This is a genomic window from Paraburkholderia phymatum STM815, from assembly GCF_000020045.1.
GTDB lineage: Bacteria > Pseudomonadota > Gammaproteobacteria > Burkholderiales > Burkholderiaceae > Paraburkholderia > Paraburkholderia phymatum.
Genome location: NC_010623.1, coordinates 564,345 through 578,476 on the forward strand (window position 1 = coordinate 564,345; position 14,132 = coordinate 578,476).

Here is a 14,132-nt window from a genome sequence, read left to right on the forward strand (position 1 = left end):
GCGAACCAGGTGAGGCGATGGTCGAAGCGAGAGCAACGAGCGTGGAGCATGCGCGTTGCCGCTAAAAGGACGGGGACGTTGGGGGCCCGTGGGTAAACACACGGGCTGGCGGTATGAGCGGCTTTTTTTGCCAGCAAAAAACCAGAAGCGGCGGCTATGTCGCAGACAAAAAAACCGCTACCGCCTACGGCGAAATCATAGCCACAACAGCTCCACGCGCAGCAGCGATAGCAGCTGCCTCAGTGGCAAAAACAGTGTGATCGGCGACCTGTTGAAAAGGCAAAACGGGAATGGGCACCTCGGCCCCGTCATCCAGCTTGCGAACCTCTGCGAAAGCAGCCCAACCACCGTTATGAATGAACTGCATCGCAGACAGTTCGAGCTGATACGGTCCAAAGTTTTCTACACGCATCGATATTCTCCGTGCGATCGCCGCAAAGGCGATGAACAAGATATAAACGACTGCGCGAAGCGCAAAGCGACCCGCCACGTGGCCGCCTTCGGGCAACAAAATAACCGGCACCTCAGGCGCCGACGCGCGCCTCAAGTTCCGCGATGCGCTTGCGCAGACTGCGGTCTTCCTGGAAGCGCGCGGTTTCATCGCGGATCACCGCGACGACGCCCGTCAACTCGCGCTCGGGTGAGTAAAGCAATGCAACGGTAAAAGCAATGGACAGCGCACGGCCGTCCTTGTGAACGGAAGGCACGCGCAACAGTTCGTGGCCATAGCGCGTCTGCCCCGTCGACATGGTCTTTTCGTAACCTTCCCAGTGACGCCCGCGAAGACGTTCGGGAATGATCAGATCCAGCGATTTGCCGAGTGCTTCTTCCTGCGTGAAGCCGAACATCCGCTCGGCTGCGGGATTCCACAGCGTGATTGCGCCGCTCTTGTCCGAAATCACGACGGCATCGCCGATCGCGTTCACCAGTTGTTCATAGTCGATGGCTGCTTGCATATAGGGGCTCGTGTGTAATTTGACTTAGCTGCCGCTCAGTTGAAAACAGCGCCACGCGGGCGCTGTTCAGCGGGACTGCGCTGCCCTCAGCGCAACGCAGCCCATTCGAACACCTCCTGCGATTACACCACTTTCGCTTCCCGCATGTTCGCGATCTGCTCGAAGCTGTAACCGAGTCCCGCGAGCACTTCTTCGGTGTGCTCGCCGAGCAGCGGCGAACCCGTGATTTCCGGCTTCATGTCCGAGAACTTGATCGGGCTGCCAACCGTCAGATACTTGCCACGTGCCTTGTGGTCCACTTCGACGATCGTGCCGCTCTTGCGCAGCGATTCATCGTTGGCGATTTCCTTCATCGACAGAACGGGCGAACACGGAATGTCGAACTTGCGCAGAATATCGACGGCTTCGAACTTCGTCTTGTCAGCGAGCCACTGTTCGATCGTGTTGAAGATATCGAAGATGTGCGGCTGACGTGCCTGTGCCGTCATATAGGCCGGATCGTCAATCCATTCCGGCTTGCCGATGGCGCGGCAGATCGGCTCCCATGCGTGGCCCTGAACCGTGAAGTAGATGTACGCGTTCGGATCTGTTTCCCAGCCCTTGCACTTCAGCACCCAGCCCGGCTGACCGCCGCCGCCTGCATTGCCGCCGCGCGGCACGACATCGGTGAATTCGCCGTGCGGGTACTGCGGATACTCTTCGAGGTAGCCCACGCGATCCAGACGCTGCTGGTCGCGCAGCTTCACGCGGCACAGGTTGATCACGCTGTCCTGCATCGACACGGCCACCTTCTGGCCCTTGCCCGTCTTGTCGCGGCCGATCAGCGCCGTGAGAATGCCGATGGCAAGGTGCATACCCGTGTTGCTGTCGCCAAGCGCCGCTGCGCTGACCGTCGGCGGGCCGTCCCAGAAACCCGTCGTCGACGCTGCGCCGCCAGCGCACTGCGCGACGTTTTCATAGACCTTCAGGTCGTCGTAGTGGTGACCGTCGCTGAAGCCCTTGACGGAGGCGACGATCATCTTCGGATTCAGTTCGTTGATCCGCTCCCACGTGAACCCCATGCGGTCCAGCGCGCCCGGTGCGAAGTTCTCGACCAGCACGTCCGACTCCTTGATCAGACGTTCGAGCACTTCCTTGCCTTCCTGCGTCTTGGTGTCGAGCGTCAGCGAACGCTTGTTGCTGTTGAGCATCGTGAAGTACAGCGCGTCGGCGTCGGGAATGTCGCGCAACTGGTTGCGCGTCACGTCGCCTGCACCGGGGCGTTCGACCTTGATCACATCCGCGCCGAACCAGGCAAGCAACTGGGTGCACGCCGGGCCTGCCTGGACGTGCGTGAAGTCGATGATCTTGACGCCTTCGAGTGGTTTGCTCACTTTTGTATCTCCGTGGTTGGCTGCTGTTACTTTTTCATTGCCGCGCTTTGCGGATTCAGATTGGTCAGGCGTCCGCTTTCCGTGCCTGCCGCTTCGTCGATCACTGCGTTGATGAGCGTCGGCTTTCCGGAAGCGATGGCTTCCTTGACGGCCTTCTCGAGCTCTTCAGGCGTCGTCACGTTGTAGCCGATACCGCCGAATGCCTCGATCATCTTGTCGTAGCGCGCGTCCTTGACGAACACGGTCGGCGCGACATCCTTGCCGCCCGTCGGGTTCACGTCGGTGCCGCGATATACGCCGTTGTTGTTGAAGATGATCGTGCACACGGGCAGCTCGTAACGGCAGATCGTTTCGAGTTCCATGCCGCTGAAGCCGAACGCGCTATCGCCTTCGATCGCGAGCACCTGCTTGCCGCTCGTCACGGCTGCGCCGATCGCGAAGCCCATGCCGATACCCATCACGCCCCACGTACCCGAGTCGAAGCGCTTGCGCGGCTGGTACATGTCGATGATGGCGCGCGCGTAGTCCAGTGTGTTCGCGCCTTCGTTCACCACGTTGATGTCCGGGTTCTCCTTGACGATGTCGCGCAGCACGCGCAGCGCGCTGTGGAAGTTCATCGGCGACGGATTCTTCGCGAGCGTCGCGGCCATCTTCTCCAGGTTCGTGTTCTTCTTCTGGCTAACGGCGTCGAGCCATTCCTTCGGCGGCTGCGGGAAATCGTCGCCGACCTGGTCGAGCAGCGATGCGACGCATGAACCGATGTCGCCGACGATGGGCGCCGCAATCGCGACGTTGCTGTCCATTTCCTGCGCCGAGATATCGATCTGCACGAACTGCTTCGGCTTGCCCCAGGTCTTGCCCTTGCCGTGCGCCAGCAACCAGTTCAGGCGCGCGCCGATCAGCACGACGACGTCCGATTCGGCGAGCACGAACGAACGCGCGGCGGAAGCCGATTGCTCGTGCGTGTCGGGCAGCAGGCCCTTGGCCATCGACATCGGCAGATACGGAATGCCCGTCTTTTCGATGAATGCGCGAATTTCCTTGTCGGCCTGCGAATACGATGCGCCCTTGCCGAGCAGCACCAGCGGACGCTTCGCGCTCTTCAGCAGATCGATCGCGCGCTTGACGGAGTCCGGGGCGGGCAGCTGGCGCGGCGCCGCGTCGATCACACGGACGATCGACTGCTTCGCCTTCGCGGCGTCGATGGTCTGCGCCAGCAGCTTCGCGGGCAGGTCGAGATACACACCGCCCGGACGGCCCGACACGGCAGCGCGGATGGCGCGTGCGAGGCCGATGCCGATGTCCTCAGCGTGCAGCACGCGATACGCAGCCTTCGCATACGGCTTCGCTGCGTTCAGCTGATCCATTTCTTCGTAGTCGCCTTGTTGCAGGTCGACGATTTCGCGTTCGCTTGATCCGCTGATGAGGATCATCGGGAAGCAGTTCGTCGTCGCGTTGGCGAGCGCTGTGAGGCCGTTCAGGAAGCCCGGCGCGGACACCGTGAGACAGATGCCGGGCTTTTGCGTCATGTAGCCGGCGATGGCGGCTGCGTGACCTGCGTGCTGCTCGTGACGGAAACCGATAAAGCGCATTCCTTCGGCCTGCGCGAGGCGCGCAAGGTCGGTAATAGGAATGCCGACCAGACCAAAAATGGTGTCGATATCGTTCGCTTTCAGCGCATCGATGACGAGGTGGAAACCGTCGGTCATTTGTTGTGCGTTCTCTTCAGCGGATTCTTGCGGTCTGATCTCAAGTACATCTGCCATGACGTCTCCTCCTTGGCCGGGTGTTGTGTGCGTCTCGTGATATACAATATTCCAAACACAATATTAGTCAACGAATTTTTGCAGGTGCTACCGGGTGCTGCTGCATTGCAAAAGGTCTCGCGGGCTTTGTGTCTGAGGGGTCTGGGCGCCTGAATCGTGCGTTGCATCAAGCGCCCGTACGGGATAGTCCTGGGGTCGCGCTGCGTCGTTTTTGTCGTGTGACGGCGGCCTCAGTCCAAAAAATCGCAATGCGTTTCGACGTATAACGCGAGGTCGAGCGAGTGCTGACGCACGAGCGTTTCGACTTGCTCCGTGTCGCGTGCTTCGAGCGCCTCGATGATGCGCATGTGGTCTTCGATCGAACGCGACGCGCGGTCGCTCTGCGCGATCGTCATGCGGCGTATCGCGCGCACGTGCATGAAAATGTTCTTGATCGTGTCGAGGATGATCTGCGAACCGGACAGTTCGACGAGCGCCTGGTGAAACGCGATGTTCACCTCGCTGTACTCCTCGATGTGATCGGTTGGCGTCGCGGAATGGAAGTCGTCGAACATGGCGCGCAGCTTGGCGATGTCGTCGCTCGACGCACGCTGGGTCGCGAGCCGGGCGGCCACGCTTTCGAGCGCGGCCCACATGCAGATCATCTCGACGATCTCTTTCTTGGTTTTTCGCAGGATGTAGACGCCGCGGCGCGGCACAGTGCGCAGAAAGCCTTCCTGCTCGAGTAGCGTCATCGCCTCGCGCACGGGCGTGCGGCTTACGCCGAGTGCTTCCGTCAGCTCTTTTTCATCCAGGCGCACTTCTTCACGCGAGTGATAGATGTCGGTGTTCGCGATCGCCTGCTTGAGCCGGGCGTACGCCTGATCGCGCAGCGAGGCCGTCGCGTTGATCGGCGTGAGATTCAGGCTCAACGGGACCGCGCGGACATTTTCTTGCGTGTCGGTGGACATGGTCGACTTGTCTCCTCGATGTCGAAAACGGTAGTGGCCCACTCGCTGGGCGCCGGATGCGGCGTCGTCTTTGAGCCTTTGTGCGTGTCTGCGTAAGTCGCTTTATATATGTGCAATACTGTATATCACATATCTCAATGTAACCAATTCTCCTGCACCCTAGGTATGCAGCGGTTTTTACATACACGTTAGTTAATGGTTTTCAAAGAAAACTTTAACTATCATTAATTGATCGTGCCACCTATGCTGTCTCCACGGCAATCGATGACATGGAGGCGATGATGCGCAACGCACACGATCAACACCGGAACGATTACGACCAGGCGGTCGAGAGGCAGTTGTGCGCGTTCAACAGCGCATTTGCCGACCTTGGACTGCGCTTCCGCTGGGACGCTGACACATTGACGTCGCTCGCGACGATCGATGGCGAGCATGCACGCGTTGTGGCTTATCTTCAGGCGCAGCAGGCGCATTTGCTAAATGCATACAGCGCTGAGTTTTTGAGTGCGGCGATTCTTGCGAAGAAGAGTGCGCATACGGCTGCTGTCTTGCCGACTCGGGTTCAGGCATCTGACGATGCGGCTCGCGCCGGGCGCCCGGTGTTTTCGATTTCGCAGTATTTCGCCGACGATGGGGTGCCAGCGCTGGCCGGAGCATAAGATTCCTTGCCTGCGGCGCGGCGTTGCCGGTTTGGATTTTTTGGTTTTTGGTTTTGGCTTTCGCTTTCGCTTTCGCTGGCATCCGCGTTGTGTCTTCGTAGTTCATGCGTTGCCCCTGTGCGGGGCGGCACCTACTTTTCTTTGCTGCGGTGGCAAAGAAAAGTAGGCAAAAGAAAGCCGCTCACACCGAGCGTCGTCACGTTTACCCACGGGCCCTCCACGTCCCCGTCGTTCTCGCGGCAGCGTGCTATTTCAAGTGCGTTGCCAGCGTGCACGCGTCACCCGCTCTACACTCCCGCGTCACGGACTGCCTTACCAGGAAGTCGACGGCCGCCCAGGTGGCAAACTCTATGTAGGCCGTCGCGATCAAAGTGCACCACTCCGGACTGAGAAGCGGCATCGGTGTCGCAGGATCGGCAACGCATGCGGTGCGATCCCCTATATACAGTTTGCCACCTGGGCGGCGCAGACGGTTCGCTGCCGCTGGCTCTATTACGGGTGACTGGAGTGGGTGATGCGCTCGTTCAAAGCGCTGGCAACGCGCGCCAGCTAGCGCGTTGCTGCACGGAGGACGGGGACGTGGAGGGCCCGTGGGTAATGACACGGGCTGGCGGTGTGAGCGGCTTTCTTTTGCCTACTTTTCTTTGCCGCGGCAAAGAAAAGTAGGTGCCGCCCCGCACAGGGGCAACGCCAGCAAACCAGAAGCAAGACGCGGATGCCAGCGAAGAAATGCCAAAGGCAAAACCGAAACCGCCAGACAACGATCACTCGCCAGAACTAGCACTCAACCGGGATGAAGAACCCGCCGAAGAGGAACTCGCGGCACTCCCCAAGATCCACCGGGCCCGCATCGGCGCCAGCACGAACTTCGCCGACACGCCGGCAGCAATCGTAATCACAGCCGACACGATAAACACAAGGCTCCACCCGCCAGCACCGGACAACACCGATGCCAGCGGCACGAGCAAAGCAGCCGTCCCCTTCGCGGTATACAAGGTGCCCGCATTCGATGCCGCGAACTTGCTGCCGAACGTGTCCGCGCAAATCGCCGGAAAGATCGAGAAGATCTCGCCCCAGAACAGGAAGATCAACGCCGCGAACGTCATGAACGCATACGGGTTCTGGCCGTACTGCATCATGCCCAGCAGCGCGAGGCCTTCGCCGATGAAGATCGCAAACATCGTGTTCTCACGGCCGATCTTGTCCGAGATGAAACCGCACAGCGGACGCGTGAAGCCATTGCAGATGTTGTCGATCGATAATGTCATCGTCAGCAGCGGCAGCGTCATGCCGAACATCGTCATCGGCAGCTTCGCGAGACCCCAGTCCTTCGCAATCGGACCAATCTGCGCCGTCGCCATCAGACCGCCCGCAGCCACCGCGACAAACGACACGTAGATCACCCAGAACACCGGCGTCTTGATCATCTGTCCCGGCGTGTAGTCGACCTTGCTCACCGCGAACTTGCGCTTCACGTTGCTCGTCGCACGCGCCACCGGCTTGTGCAACAACAGAGCCAGCACGAAAATCGCAACGCCCTGCAGAATGCCGAAAAACAGGAACGTGTGCTCGTAACCCGAGCGCGTAATCATGTTCGCAATCGGAATCACCGTGACGGCAGCGCCTGCACCGAAGCCCGCAGCCGTCAGACCGGCCGCGAGACCGCGCTTGTCCGGAAACCACTTCAGCGCGTTGCCGACGCACGTGCCATACACGCCGCCCGCGCCGATGCCTGCGATCACCGAGCCGATGTACAGTTCGGGCAGCGTCGTCGCATGCGCGAACATCATCCATGCAAGGCCCGCGCAGATTGCGCCGCCCGCCACGACAGGACGTGGACCGAAACGGTCGACGAGCCACCCTTCGACGGGCACGAGCCACGTTTCCGTGAGAATGAAGATCGAGAACGCAAGCTGAATTGATGCTTCGCCCCAGTGATGCCGCGCGTTCATCGGCGCAACAAAGAGCGTCCAGGCGTATTGAAGGTTAGCGACCAGCGCCATGCACAGCATGCCGATAACCAGCTGACACCAACGGTTCGAGAGCAAACCGCTCCCCGTCGCCTGTCGGGTGTTTCCATTCATGAGCATCGTCTCCGCTTTCTATATTGTGTCAATGCTGGCCGCGCGTTCGTGACAGCGCCGCTGCATTCGCCTTACTGGTTTTCTTCTACCCGGCGCCAGGGACTTTCGACAGACCTGCGTAGTTAACCATTCAAACAGGTTGTCAGTCTTTACATTTTTATTCCAGCGGCCTGCGGATTTTCCCCAATGCAATGCTCATGAATCTGCAATCGCACGCGTTAACCCTGATGTCAGACCACTACCGGGCGGAACCATCGTAGGGGCCGCGGCCGATTGCGAATAATTAAAGAAAGTTATCGACACTATTCGCGATCGTTTATAGATGCGATGGCGCGGGGCGCGCAAAGGAGCATACCGGTTGGCAATGAGGGAAGACGCGAACATCCGCAAAGGATGTCCGCGATCGATCAACGGCGAATCAAAGGGGAGACGCGACTTGCGCGAAGGACGACGCTCAGTCGAGGAAGTCGCAATTCGCTTCGATGAATGCGGCGAGATCGAGCGAATGCTGGCGCGTCAGACGCTCGGCGAGTTCGGTATCGCGCTTCTCCAGTGCCTCGATGATGCGCAGGTGATCGACGATCGAGCGCGACGCGCGGTCGCTCTGCGAAATCGTCATGCGCCGGATCGCACGCACATGAATGAAGATGTTCTTGATCGTGTCGAGAATGATCTGCGACTTCGACAGTTCGACGATGGCCTGATGGAACGCGATGTTCGCATCCGAGTACTCGGCGATATGTTCGGCGGGCGTCGAATCGCGGAACTGGTCGAACATGTGACGCAGCCGCGCGATTTCCTCGTCCGTGGCATGCAGCGTCGCAAGGCGCGCAGCCATGCTTTCCAGCGCGGCCCACATCTGCACCATCTCGACAATCTCACGCTTGCTCTTGCGCACGATGTAGATGCCGCGACGCGGTATCGTGCGCACGAAGCCTTCCTGTTCGAGCAGCGTCATCGCCTCGCGCACGGGCGTGCGGCTCACGCCCAGCGATTCGCTCAGCGCGCGGTCGTCGAGGCGAATCTCTTCACGCGACGCGTAGATATCGGCATCGGCGATGGCCTGACGCAACATCGCGTATGCGCGGTCGCGCAGGCTGGCGCTCGTACCGATGGGTTGCAATGACAGGGTAAACGGCGTGGCCGCGGGCTGGCTGCCCAGTTCTGACGACATGCATCGCCTCTGATCCGGTCGGTGCGAAATGAGCACCATAAGTTGATTCGAGCGGCGTACTGCGCCGCCCCCGTATCCGCATGCTGCCTGTTCCCGTCGCCGTCACGCGGACTATGAATGTATTTAGTATATCAGCCTGTGAGGTATTGTCGACGTCAGCCGCACGCGCACTGGCCCGGCCCAGCGTCCAGCCGGGAGTCAGGGATTGGGAACCGTCGACGCAGCACCCGTCTCGGCCGCCGTCAACGCCTCGGGTGCCGCTGAAGCTTCGCGCGGCGCTTCAACCGCAATCGTGCCGCATTGAAGCCGGCCGCTGTCGCTGGATTCGAGTTCGGCGGCGTTCAGATTCGCGCAGGCCGCATCGACAATCGTGCCGATATCGTGCCGGTTACGCTCACGCGCGGCATGCTTCATCTCGGTGTGGAGCCAACCGCTGAAACCGAAGACGGCGAACACGGCAACGACGGAAAGGACGGACTCGGTCTTGGTCAAACGCATCTTCGTTATGGCTTTGCATGAGGGACGGCAGTCACGTTATCGGCAGCGGCGCGAAAAGCTTGAGCGAATCAATGCGCGCGGTAAAAGCCGTCGAACAGCGCGATGGACGCGTCAACGGCCAGCGCGCGCCATGGAAAGCACTGCGCGAGCTCATGCAGGCTTGTCTGCCTCGCGAGCCGTTCCAGAAATCGCGCCCTCATGTCCGGCCGCACGTTGCCGTGCCGGTCGAGGAATTGCCCCCACAACGGCATGTTCTGAAAGCGTGACGACAGTTCGCGCGCCGTTTCTATATAGCTGGAAGGAAAAAGGCTGCGATAAGCGGGCAGATTGTAGAGCCACGACGCGCCGAGAACGCGCTTGATGGCCGGCTGGGTTTGTCGGGTGTAATCGACGTGATCGAATAGCGTGCGCAATTCACCGCGCCTTTCGCCGATACGCTCGCGGCTCAACGGCGAGCAATCACGCGAATCAGTATTGGCGAAATGCAGCCGAATAGCATCATTGCCCGCATTCGAGTATGAAAAGCAGCCGAATGCCGCAATCAGTGAGGGCGGCGGCACATCGGGCCGCGCGAGATAGAAACGCCCACTCCAGTCCACTGGGTCCGCTGCATTGGACAAGCCATCGATATATATTCGCCACACGTCATGGTTGGCATCGAATTGTCGGCCCAATCCAAAACGGATATAGAAATTCGTGTAATGCATTAGCGCCTGCTCGCGCGGCATGCCCGAGATAACGGCGACGCGTTCGGCAAATTGCCATTGCAGTTCGAAAAACGCCCGGCTATATCTGATCACGCGTCGCCCTTCATGCAAATTGCCCCGAGCCAATCGTCCTGATGTTAGCTGAAGATCATTGAGCTCGCGCGCCGCCTCAATTGCACGAATATTACTGCCAGCTTTCGAAAGTCGAATAAAAATGCCGCAAACCGGCATACACAAATCAATTCATTGGAGAGCGCCACATGGCCGTCGAACCGGAGAGTTTCCGCGATCAGTTCGTCTCGCTGTTTCAGTCAGCCGTCGATCAGGTCGTGCGCCACACGACGCCTTCCACGGCCCTCGTCACGCGGCCCGGCACGGACAACGCGCTCGTCAACGCAGCCGCGGCAATCGGCTCATTGACGTCGCAAACGCAAGGACAGCCGCCGCTGCCCGACGCCGCGCCCGGAGGCATCGCGCAAGACGCCTGGACGTGCGCGAAGATGGCCTTCGCGCTGCTGCAGGCGCGCGCCCGCGGCGATACGGCGGGCGCCTCCAGCATCGAGGACGATCTCCGCTTCAACGTCTGCGATCCCGCCTGGCTCAAGGTCATCGAGAGCTATATGGCGTTCTTCGGACCCGACGGCAAGCGTGCGTCGATTCCATATCGGCGCGCGGCCATGATCGGGCCCGTCACACTGCCGCTGAAAGCGGGCGCGACCGTCGCGCTGATCGCGGACTGGGGCACGGGCACGCAAGTCGCCGTCGATCTGCTGCAACAGGCGGCGCTGCAGAACCCCGACATCGTGATCCATCTCGGCGACATCTACTATTCGGGAACGCCGGAGGAATGCGATGCAAACTTCAGAAACATCGTCGACGTCGTACTCGCGCGCAGCACGAAGGATGTGCCCGTCTACACGCTCGCCGGCAATCACGACATGTACTCGGGCGGCGCAGGCTATTACGGGCTGATCGACACGCTCAACGATCACGCGCGCCGTCAGCCCGCGAGTTTCTTCTGTCTGCGCAACGACGACTGGCAATTCATCGCGATGGACACCGGGCTGCACGATTACATCCCGATCGTCGGCAATGACATGCTGACATTCCTCGAAAACGACGAAGAAGACTGGATTACCGAACGTATCGCCGAATTCAGCGGCAAGACGATCCTTCTGTCGCACCATCAGCTGTTTTCCGCGCTATCGCAGATCGGACCGCTCCAGCCGGGCAACAAGCTCATCGCGCACAACCCGAAGCTGCTGGCGAGCTTCCAGCGCTTCGCGCAAGCCGCCAGGCAGCCGGTCTCCGCATGGTTCTGGGGCCACGAGCACAACCTGAGCATCTATCAGCCGTACCTCGGCTTGACCCGCGGCCGCTGTATCGGACACGGCGCCGTGCCTGTGCTCGTCGACGGTCCGGAAAACGCGTCGGACCCGCGCATCGTCAATCCGCCCGCGCTGCAGAGCGTTTTGCTGAAGGAAGCGAACAAGGTCTACATGCACGGCTTCACGATCATCCGGCTCGGCCAAGGTACGCAACATGCGCAGGCGTCGGCGGAATACTACGAAAGCAGCGACGGCACGACGCCCATGTTCACGGAGATGCTCTAGCGCAGCGTCGACGCGTTCATACGTCAACGATCACTTCGAAGCCGCCGTAGATCAGCCGCTTGCCGTCGAACGGCATGGTCATCACATCGGGTTGAAGGCGCGGATCGGCCATGACTTTTTTCATGCCTTCGTCGCGCTCCGCGCGCGAAGGCCACTCCACCCACGAGAACACCACGACTTCGTCCGGCTCGCGCTTCACGGCCATCGGAAACGACGTGAGCTTGCCTTCGGGCACATCGTCGCCCCAGCATTCGACGACCTTCAGTGCGCCATATTCCTTGAAAACGCCTGCCGCGGTAGTAGCATGCCTGCGGTAAAGGTCGCGATTCTCCGCCTTGACGGCAAGAACGAATCCGTCCACATAGTTCATTTGCAACGCTCCTGTGCGAGGTTGTCGAACCCGGGCATACAACGCGCCGCCGCCCGGTCCTATACACACGACGAACGATCCGGGCGCCAATCGACAGGCTCGCGAAGATTTTCGCGTTTTCGAATGCACCGCTGCGGCTTGGAGCGCGTGCCGGCGTCATCATTGCGCGGCGTCGAGCGATCATGGACGGGAGCCGGCCCTGAGTTCAGGACGAGCAACGTTCGTTGACCGTGACCGTTGCGCCGCTCAAGTAGCGATATTTCGTTCAACCTGAAGCGACATAGCGAGGACGCGGCATGCCTCGCGGGTCACCGAAGGACGCACCGTCTGCGTGGACCTCTGTTCTGCGCGGCAATAAAAAATGACGTAAAAACTGGGCTCGAATGTGTAGCGACGGCTGCATGGGCCGGGCCGTCATGCCGCGCGACGGAGGCCGTGCTACTGTCGCAGCAAATGCGCTGCACGTCTTGTCGACCGTTCAACCCCGCTACGGAGTGTGCGTGAACAATCCGCTGATTTTCGGCTTTGCGCTCGTCGCGTTCGATGTTGCGATCTGGCGTTGCGCGATACCCAAGAACGAAGTCGCGCGCCTGCTGGTCCGCCTGTGCGTCTATGCCGCGCTCAGCTCGCTGCTGTTCAACTCGGGCTTGAGTCCGTTTTCGAAGGCGCCGTATGCGGATTCGAAGCCGCTGCACGTGCTCGGTCAGGTGCTGGAGATTATCTGGTGGCTGATGGGCGCGCGCCTGCTGAGTCTTGCGCTCGACACATTGCTGCTGCCGAAGACCTGGCGCCGTCAACGGCTCTTTCAGGACGTGTTCGGTGCGCTCGTGTTTCTGGCGGCCGTCGTCGCCGCGCTCGGATTCGTACTCGAGTTGCCCGTGCGCGGGCTCGTTGCAACCTCGGGCGCGCTCGCCATCGTGCTCGGCCTGGCGATCCAGAGCACGCTCAGCGACGTATTCGCCGGCATCGTGATCAACACGACGGAGCCGTATCACATCGGCAACTGGGTCGCTATCGACGGCGTCGAGGGCAAGGTGCTGGAGATGAACTGGCGCGCAACGCATCTGTTGACGTCGCAGGGCAACATCGTGATCGTGCCTAACGCCGTCGCGGCGAAGGCGAAGATCACGAACAGCAGCCGGCCGCCGACGCTGCACGGCATCACCATCCTGCTGGAAATCACGCCCGAAGCCCGCCCGGGCACTGTGCTGGCCGCGCTCGAAGCCGCGCTTGCGGGCGTGCGTGCGGTGATCGCCGACCCGGCGCCGTATGCGCTCGTGAAGCGGACCAGCGCCATATCCGTGACTTACGAAGCCACGGCGTACGTCGACGACATGAGCAAGAAGCTCGCGGTGACGAACGAGCTTTACGACCTGTGCTATCGCCAGCTCGAGGCGGCGGGCGTTGCGCTTCGGCCGCTGGGTGCCGGTTATGCGCAGCCGTTGGCAGCGGCTGCGCCGGAGACCGATCCGCGCATGCACCTGTTGCGTCGCGTGGAGATGTTTGCCGCGTTGACGCAGGACGAACTCAAGCGCCTTGCGCCGCTGCTGTCGCGCCGCGACTACGAACGGGGCGACACGGTCGTGACGCCGGACAAGGTGCTCGACCAGTTGACGATCGTCGATTCGGGCGTGCTGTCCGTCGTGGCTGAAGACGCGTCGGGGCCGGTCGAGGTGACGCGGCTCGGGCCCGGCGATGCGCTGGGCGAAGCGGGTCTACTGGCGGGCATGCCAGCGCGCGTGACGATTTCGGCGCTGACGGCGTCGACGGTTTTTCAGTTGAACAAGGATGATTTGACGCCATTGCTGAAGGATCAGCCGGATGTGGCTCGGCTCATGTGCCAGATGCTTTCTCGTCGGAGGGATACGTTGGATAAGCTCGGGACGCCAACGCCTGTGGCGCAGTCGGAGCAGTCTGTTTTTCAGTGGCTGTTAGATGGAATGAGGAAGTTGCATGATCTGACGTTCTAGCGTTTTCTTTTG

Annotated in this window: 13 protein-coding genes; 3 read left to right on the forward strand and 10 right to left on the reverse strand. The window is 60.6% G+C overall.

The annotated features are described in order from the left end of the window. Positions 1-184: 184 nt before the first annotated feature. The 5 genes from BPHY_RS18275 to BPHY_RS18295 form a co-directional block, all read right to left on the reverse strand. On the reverse strand, positions 185-523 hold the full coding sequence (locus BPHY_RS18275) for a hypothetical protein (RefSeq protein WP_244257844.1): 339 nt from the start codon (positions 521-523) through the stop codon (positions 185-187). A 1-nt stretch (position 524) separates the two neighbouring features. Further along, entirely contained in the window at positions 525-956 is a 432-nt protein-coding gene (locus BPHY_RS18280) for a PAS sensor domain-containing protein (RefSeq protein ID WP_012402928.1), read from the reverse strand. Positions 957-1,078: 122 nt separating this feature from the next. Then, complete coding sequence (frc, locus tag BPHY_RS18285) at positions 1,079-2,329, reverse strand: formyl-CoA transferase (RefSeq protein ID WP_012402929.1); 1,251 nt, start codon at positions 2,327-2,329, stop codon at positions 1,079-1,081. A gap of 26 nt (positions 2,330-2,355) precedes the next feature. Then, positions 2,356-4,095 carry an oxalyl-CoA decarboxylase gene (oxc, locus tag BPHY_RS18290; protein ID WP_012402930.1) on the reverse strand — a complete coding sequence of 580 codons (1,740 nt, stop codon included), beginning with the start codon at positions 4,093-4,095 and terminating at the stop codon, positions 2,356-2,358. Positions 4,096-4,325: 230 nt separating this feature from the next. Beyond that, positions 4,326-5,045, reverse strand: coding sequence for a GntR family transcriptional regulator (locus BPHY_RS18295; protein ID WP_012402931.1), 720 nt, complete (start codon positions 5,043-5,045; stop codon positions 4,326-4,328). Positions 5,046-5,323: 278 nt separating this feature from the next. Between BPHY_RS18295 and BPHY_RS18300 the strand changes: the two genes are divergently transcribed. Further along, positions 5,324-5,704: a hypothetical protein gene (locus tag BPHY_RS18300; protein WP_041765057.1), complete on the forward strand. Its 381-nt coding sequence runs from the start codon at positions 5,324-5,326 to the stop codon at positions 5,702-5,704. A gap of 764 nt (positions 5,705-6,468) precedes the next feature. Here BPHY_RS18300 and oxlT read toward each other — a convergent pair. The 4 genes from oxlT to BPHY_RS18320 all read right to left on the reverse strand — a co-directional run bounded on the left by oxlT (position 6,469) and on the right by BPHY_RS18320 (position 10,260). Beyond that, positions 6,469-7,788: an oxalate/formate MFS antiporter gene (gene oxlT, locus BPHY_RS18305; protein ID WP_012402933.1), complete on the reverse strand. Its 1,320-nt coding sequence runs from the start codon at positions 7,786-7,788 to the stop codon at positions 6,469-6,471. A 454-nt stretch (positions 7,789-8,242) separates the two neighbouring features. Continuing rightward, complete coding sequence (locus BPHY_RS18310; protein ID WP_012402934.1) at positions 8,243-8,962, reverse strand: GntR family transcriptional regulator; 720 nt, start codon at positions 8,960-8,962, stop codon at positions 8,243-8,245. Between the two features lie 198 nt (positions 8,963-9,160). Continuing rightward, positions 9,161-9,460, reverse strand: coding sequence for a hypothetical protein (locus tag BPHY_RS18315; RefSeq protein WP_041764370.1), 300 nt, complete (start codon positions 9,458-9,460; stop codon positions 9,161-9,163). A gap of 68 nt (positions 9,461-9,528) precedes the next feature. After that, complete coding sequence (locus BPHY_RS18320) at positions 9,529-10,260, reverse strand: hypothetical protein (RefSeq protein WP_012402935.1); 732 nt, start codon at positions 10,258-10,260, stop codon at positions 9,529-9,531. 167 nt (positions 10,261-10,427) lie between these two features. Between BPHY_RS18320 and BPHY_RS18325 the strand changes: the two genes are divergently transcribed. Beyond that, entirely contained in the window at positions 10,428-11,780 is a 1,353-nt protein-coding gene (locus BPHY_RS18325; protein ID WP_012402936.1) for a metallophosphoesterase family protein, read from the forward strand. 16 nt (positions 11,781-11,796) lie between these two features. Here the strand turns inward: BPHY_RS18325 and BPHY_RS18330 are convergent, their stop codons facing one another. Next, the gene (locus tag BPHY_RS18330; RefSeq protein WP_012402937.1) at positions 11,797-12,150 is read right to left on the reverse strand and encodes a DUF1428 domain-containing protein; all 354 of its coding nucleotides are present in this window, start codon (positions 12,148-12,150) and stop codon (positions 11,797-11,799) included. A gap of 500 nt (positions 12,151-12,650) precedes the next feature. Between BPHY_RS18330 and BPHY_RS18335 the strand changes: the two genes are divergently transcribed. Then, positions 12,651-14,120 (forward strand): mechanosensitive ion channel family protein, encoded by a 1,470-nt coding sequence (locus BPHY_RS18335; RefSeq protein ID WP_012402938.1) that lies wholly within the window; start codon positions 12,651-12,653, stop codon positions 14,118-14,120. Positions 14,121-14,132: the final 12 nt, after the last annotated feature.

Coding starts and splice junctions, on each gene's coding strand:
- BPHY_RS18325 (WP_012402936.1), top strand. CDS start 10,428: ATGGCCGTCGAACCGGAGAGTTTCCGCGATCAGTTCGTCTCGCTGTTT.
- BPHY_RS18280 (WP_012402928.1), bottom strand. CDS start 956: ATGCAAGCAGCCATCGACTATGAACAACTGGTGAACGCGATCGGCGAT.
- oxlT (WP_012402933.1), bottom strand. CDS start 7,788: ATGAATGGAAACACCCGACAGGCGACGGGGAGCGGTTTGCTCTCGAAC.
- BPHY_RS18310 (WP_012402934.1), bottom strand. CDS start 8,962: ATGTCGTCAGAACTGGGCAGCCAGCCCGCGGCCACGCCGTTTACCCTG.
- oxc (WP_012402930.1), bottom strand. CDS start 4,095: ATGGCAGATGTACTTGAGATCAGACCGCAAGAATCCGCTGAAGAGAAC.
- BPHY_RS18300 (WP_041765057.1), top strand. CDS start 5,324: ATGATGCGCAACGCACACGATCAACACCGGAACGATTACGACCAGGCG.
- BPHY_RS18295 (WP_012402931.1), bottom strand. CDS start 5,045: ATGTCCACCGACACGCAAGAAAATGTCCGCGCGGTCCCGTTGAGCCTG.
- BPHY_RS18330 (WP_012402937.1), bottom strand. CDS start 12,150: ATGAACTATGTGGACGGATTCGTTCTTGCCGTCAAGGCGGAGAATCGC.
- BPHY_RS18315 (WP_041764370.1), bottom strand. CDS start 9,460: ATGCGTTTGACCAAGACCGAGTCCGTCCTTTCCGTCGTTGCCGTGTTC.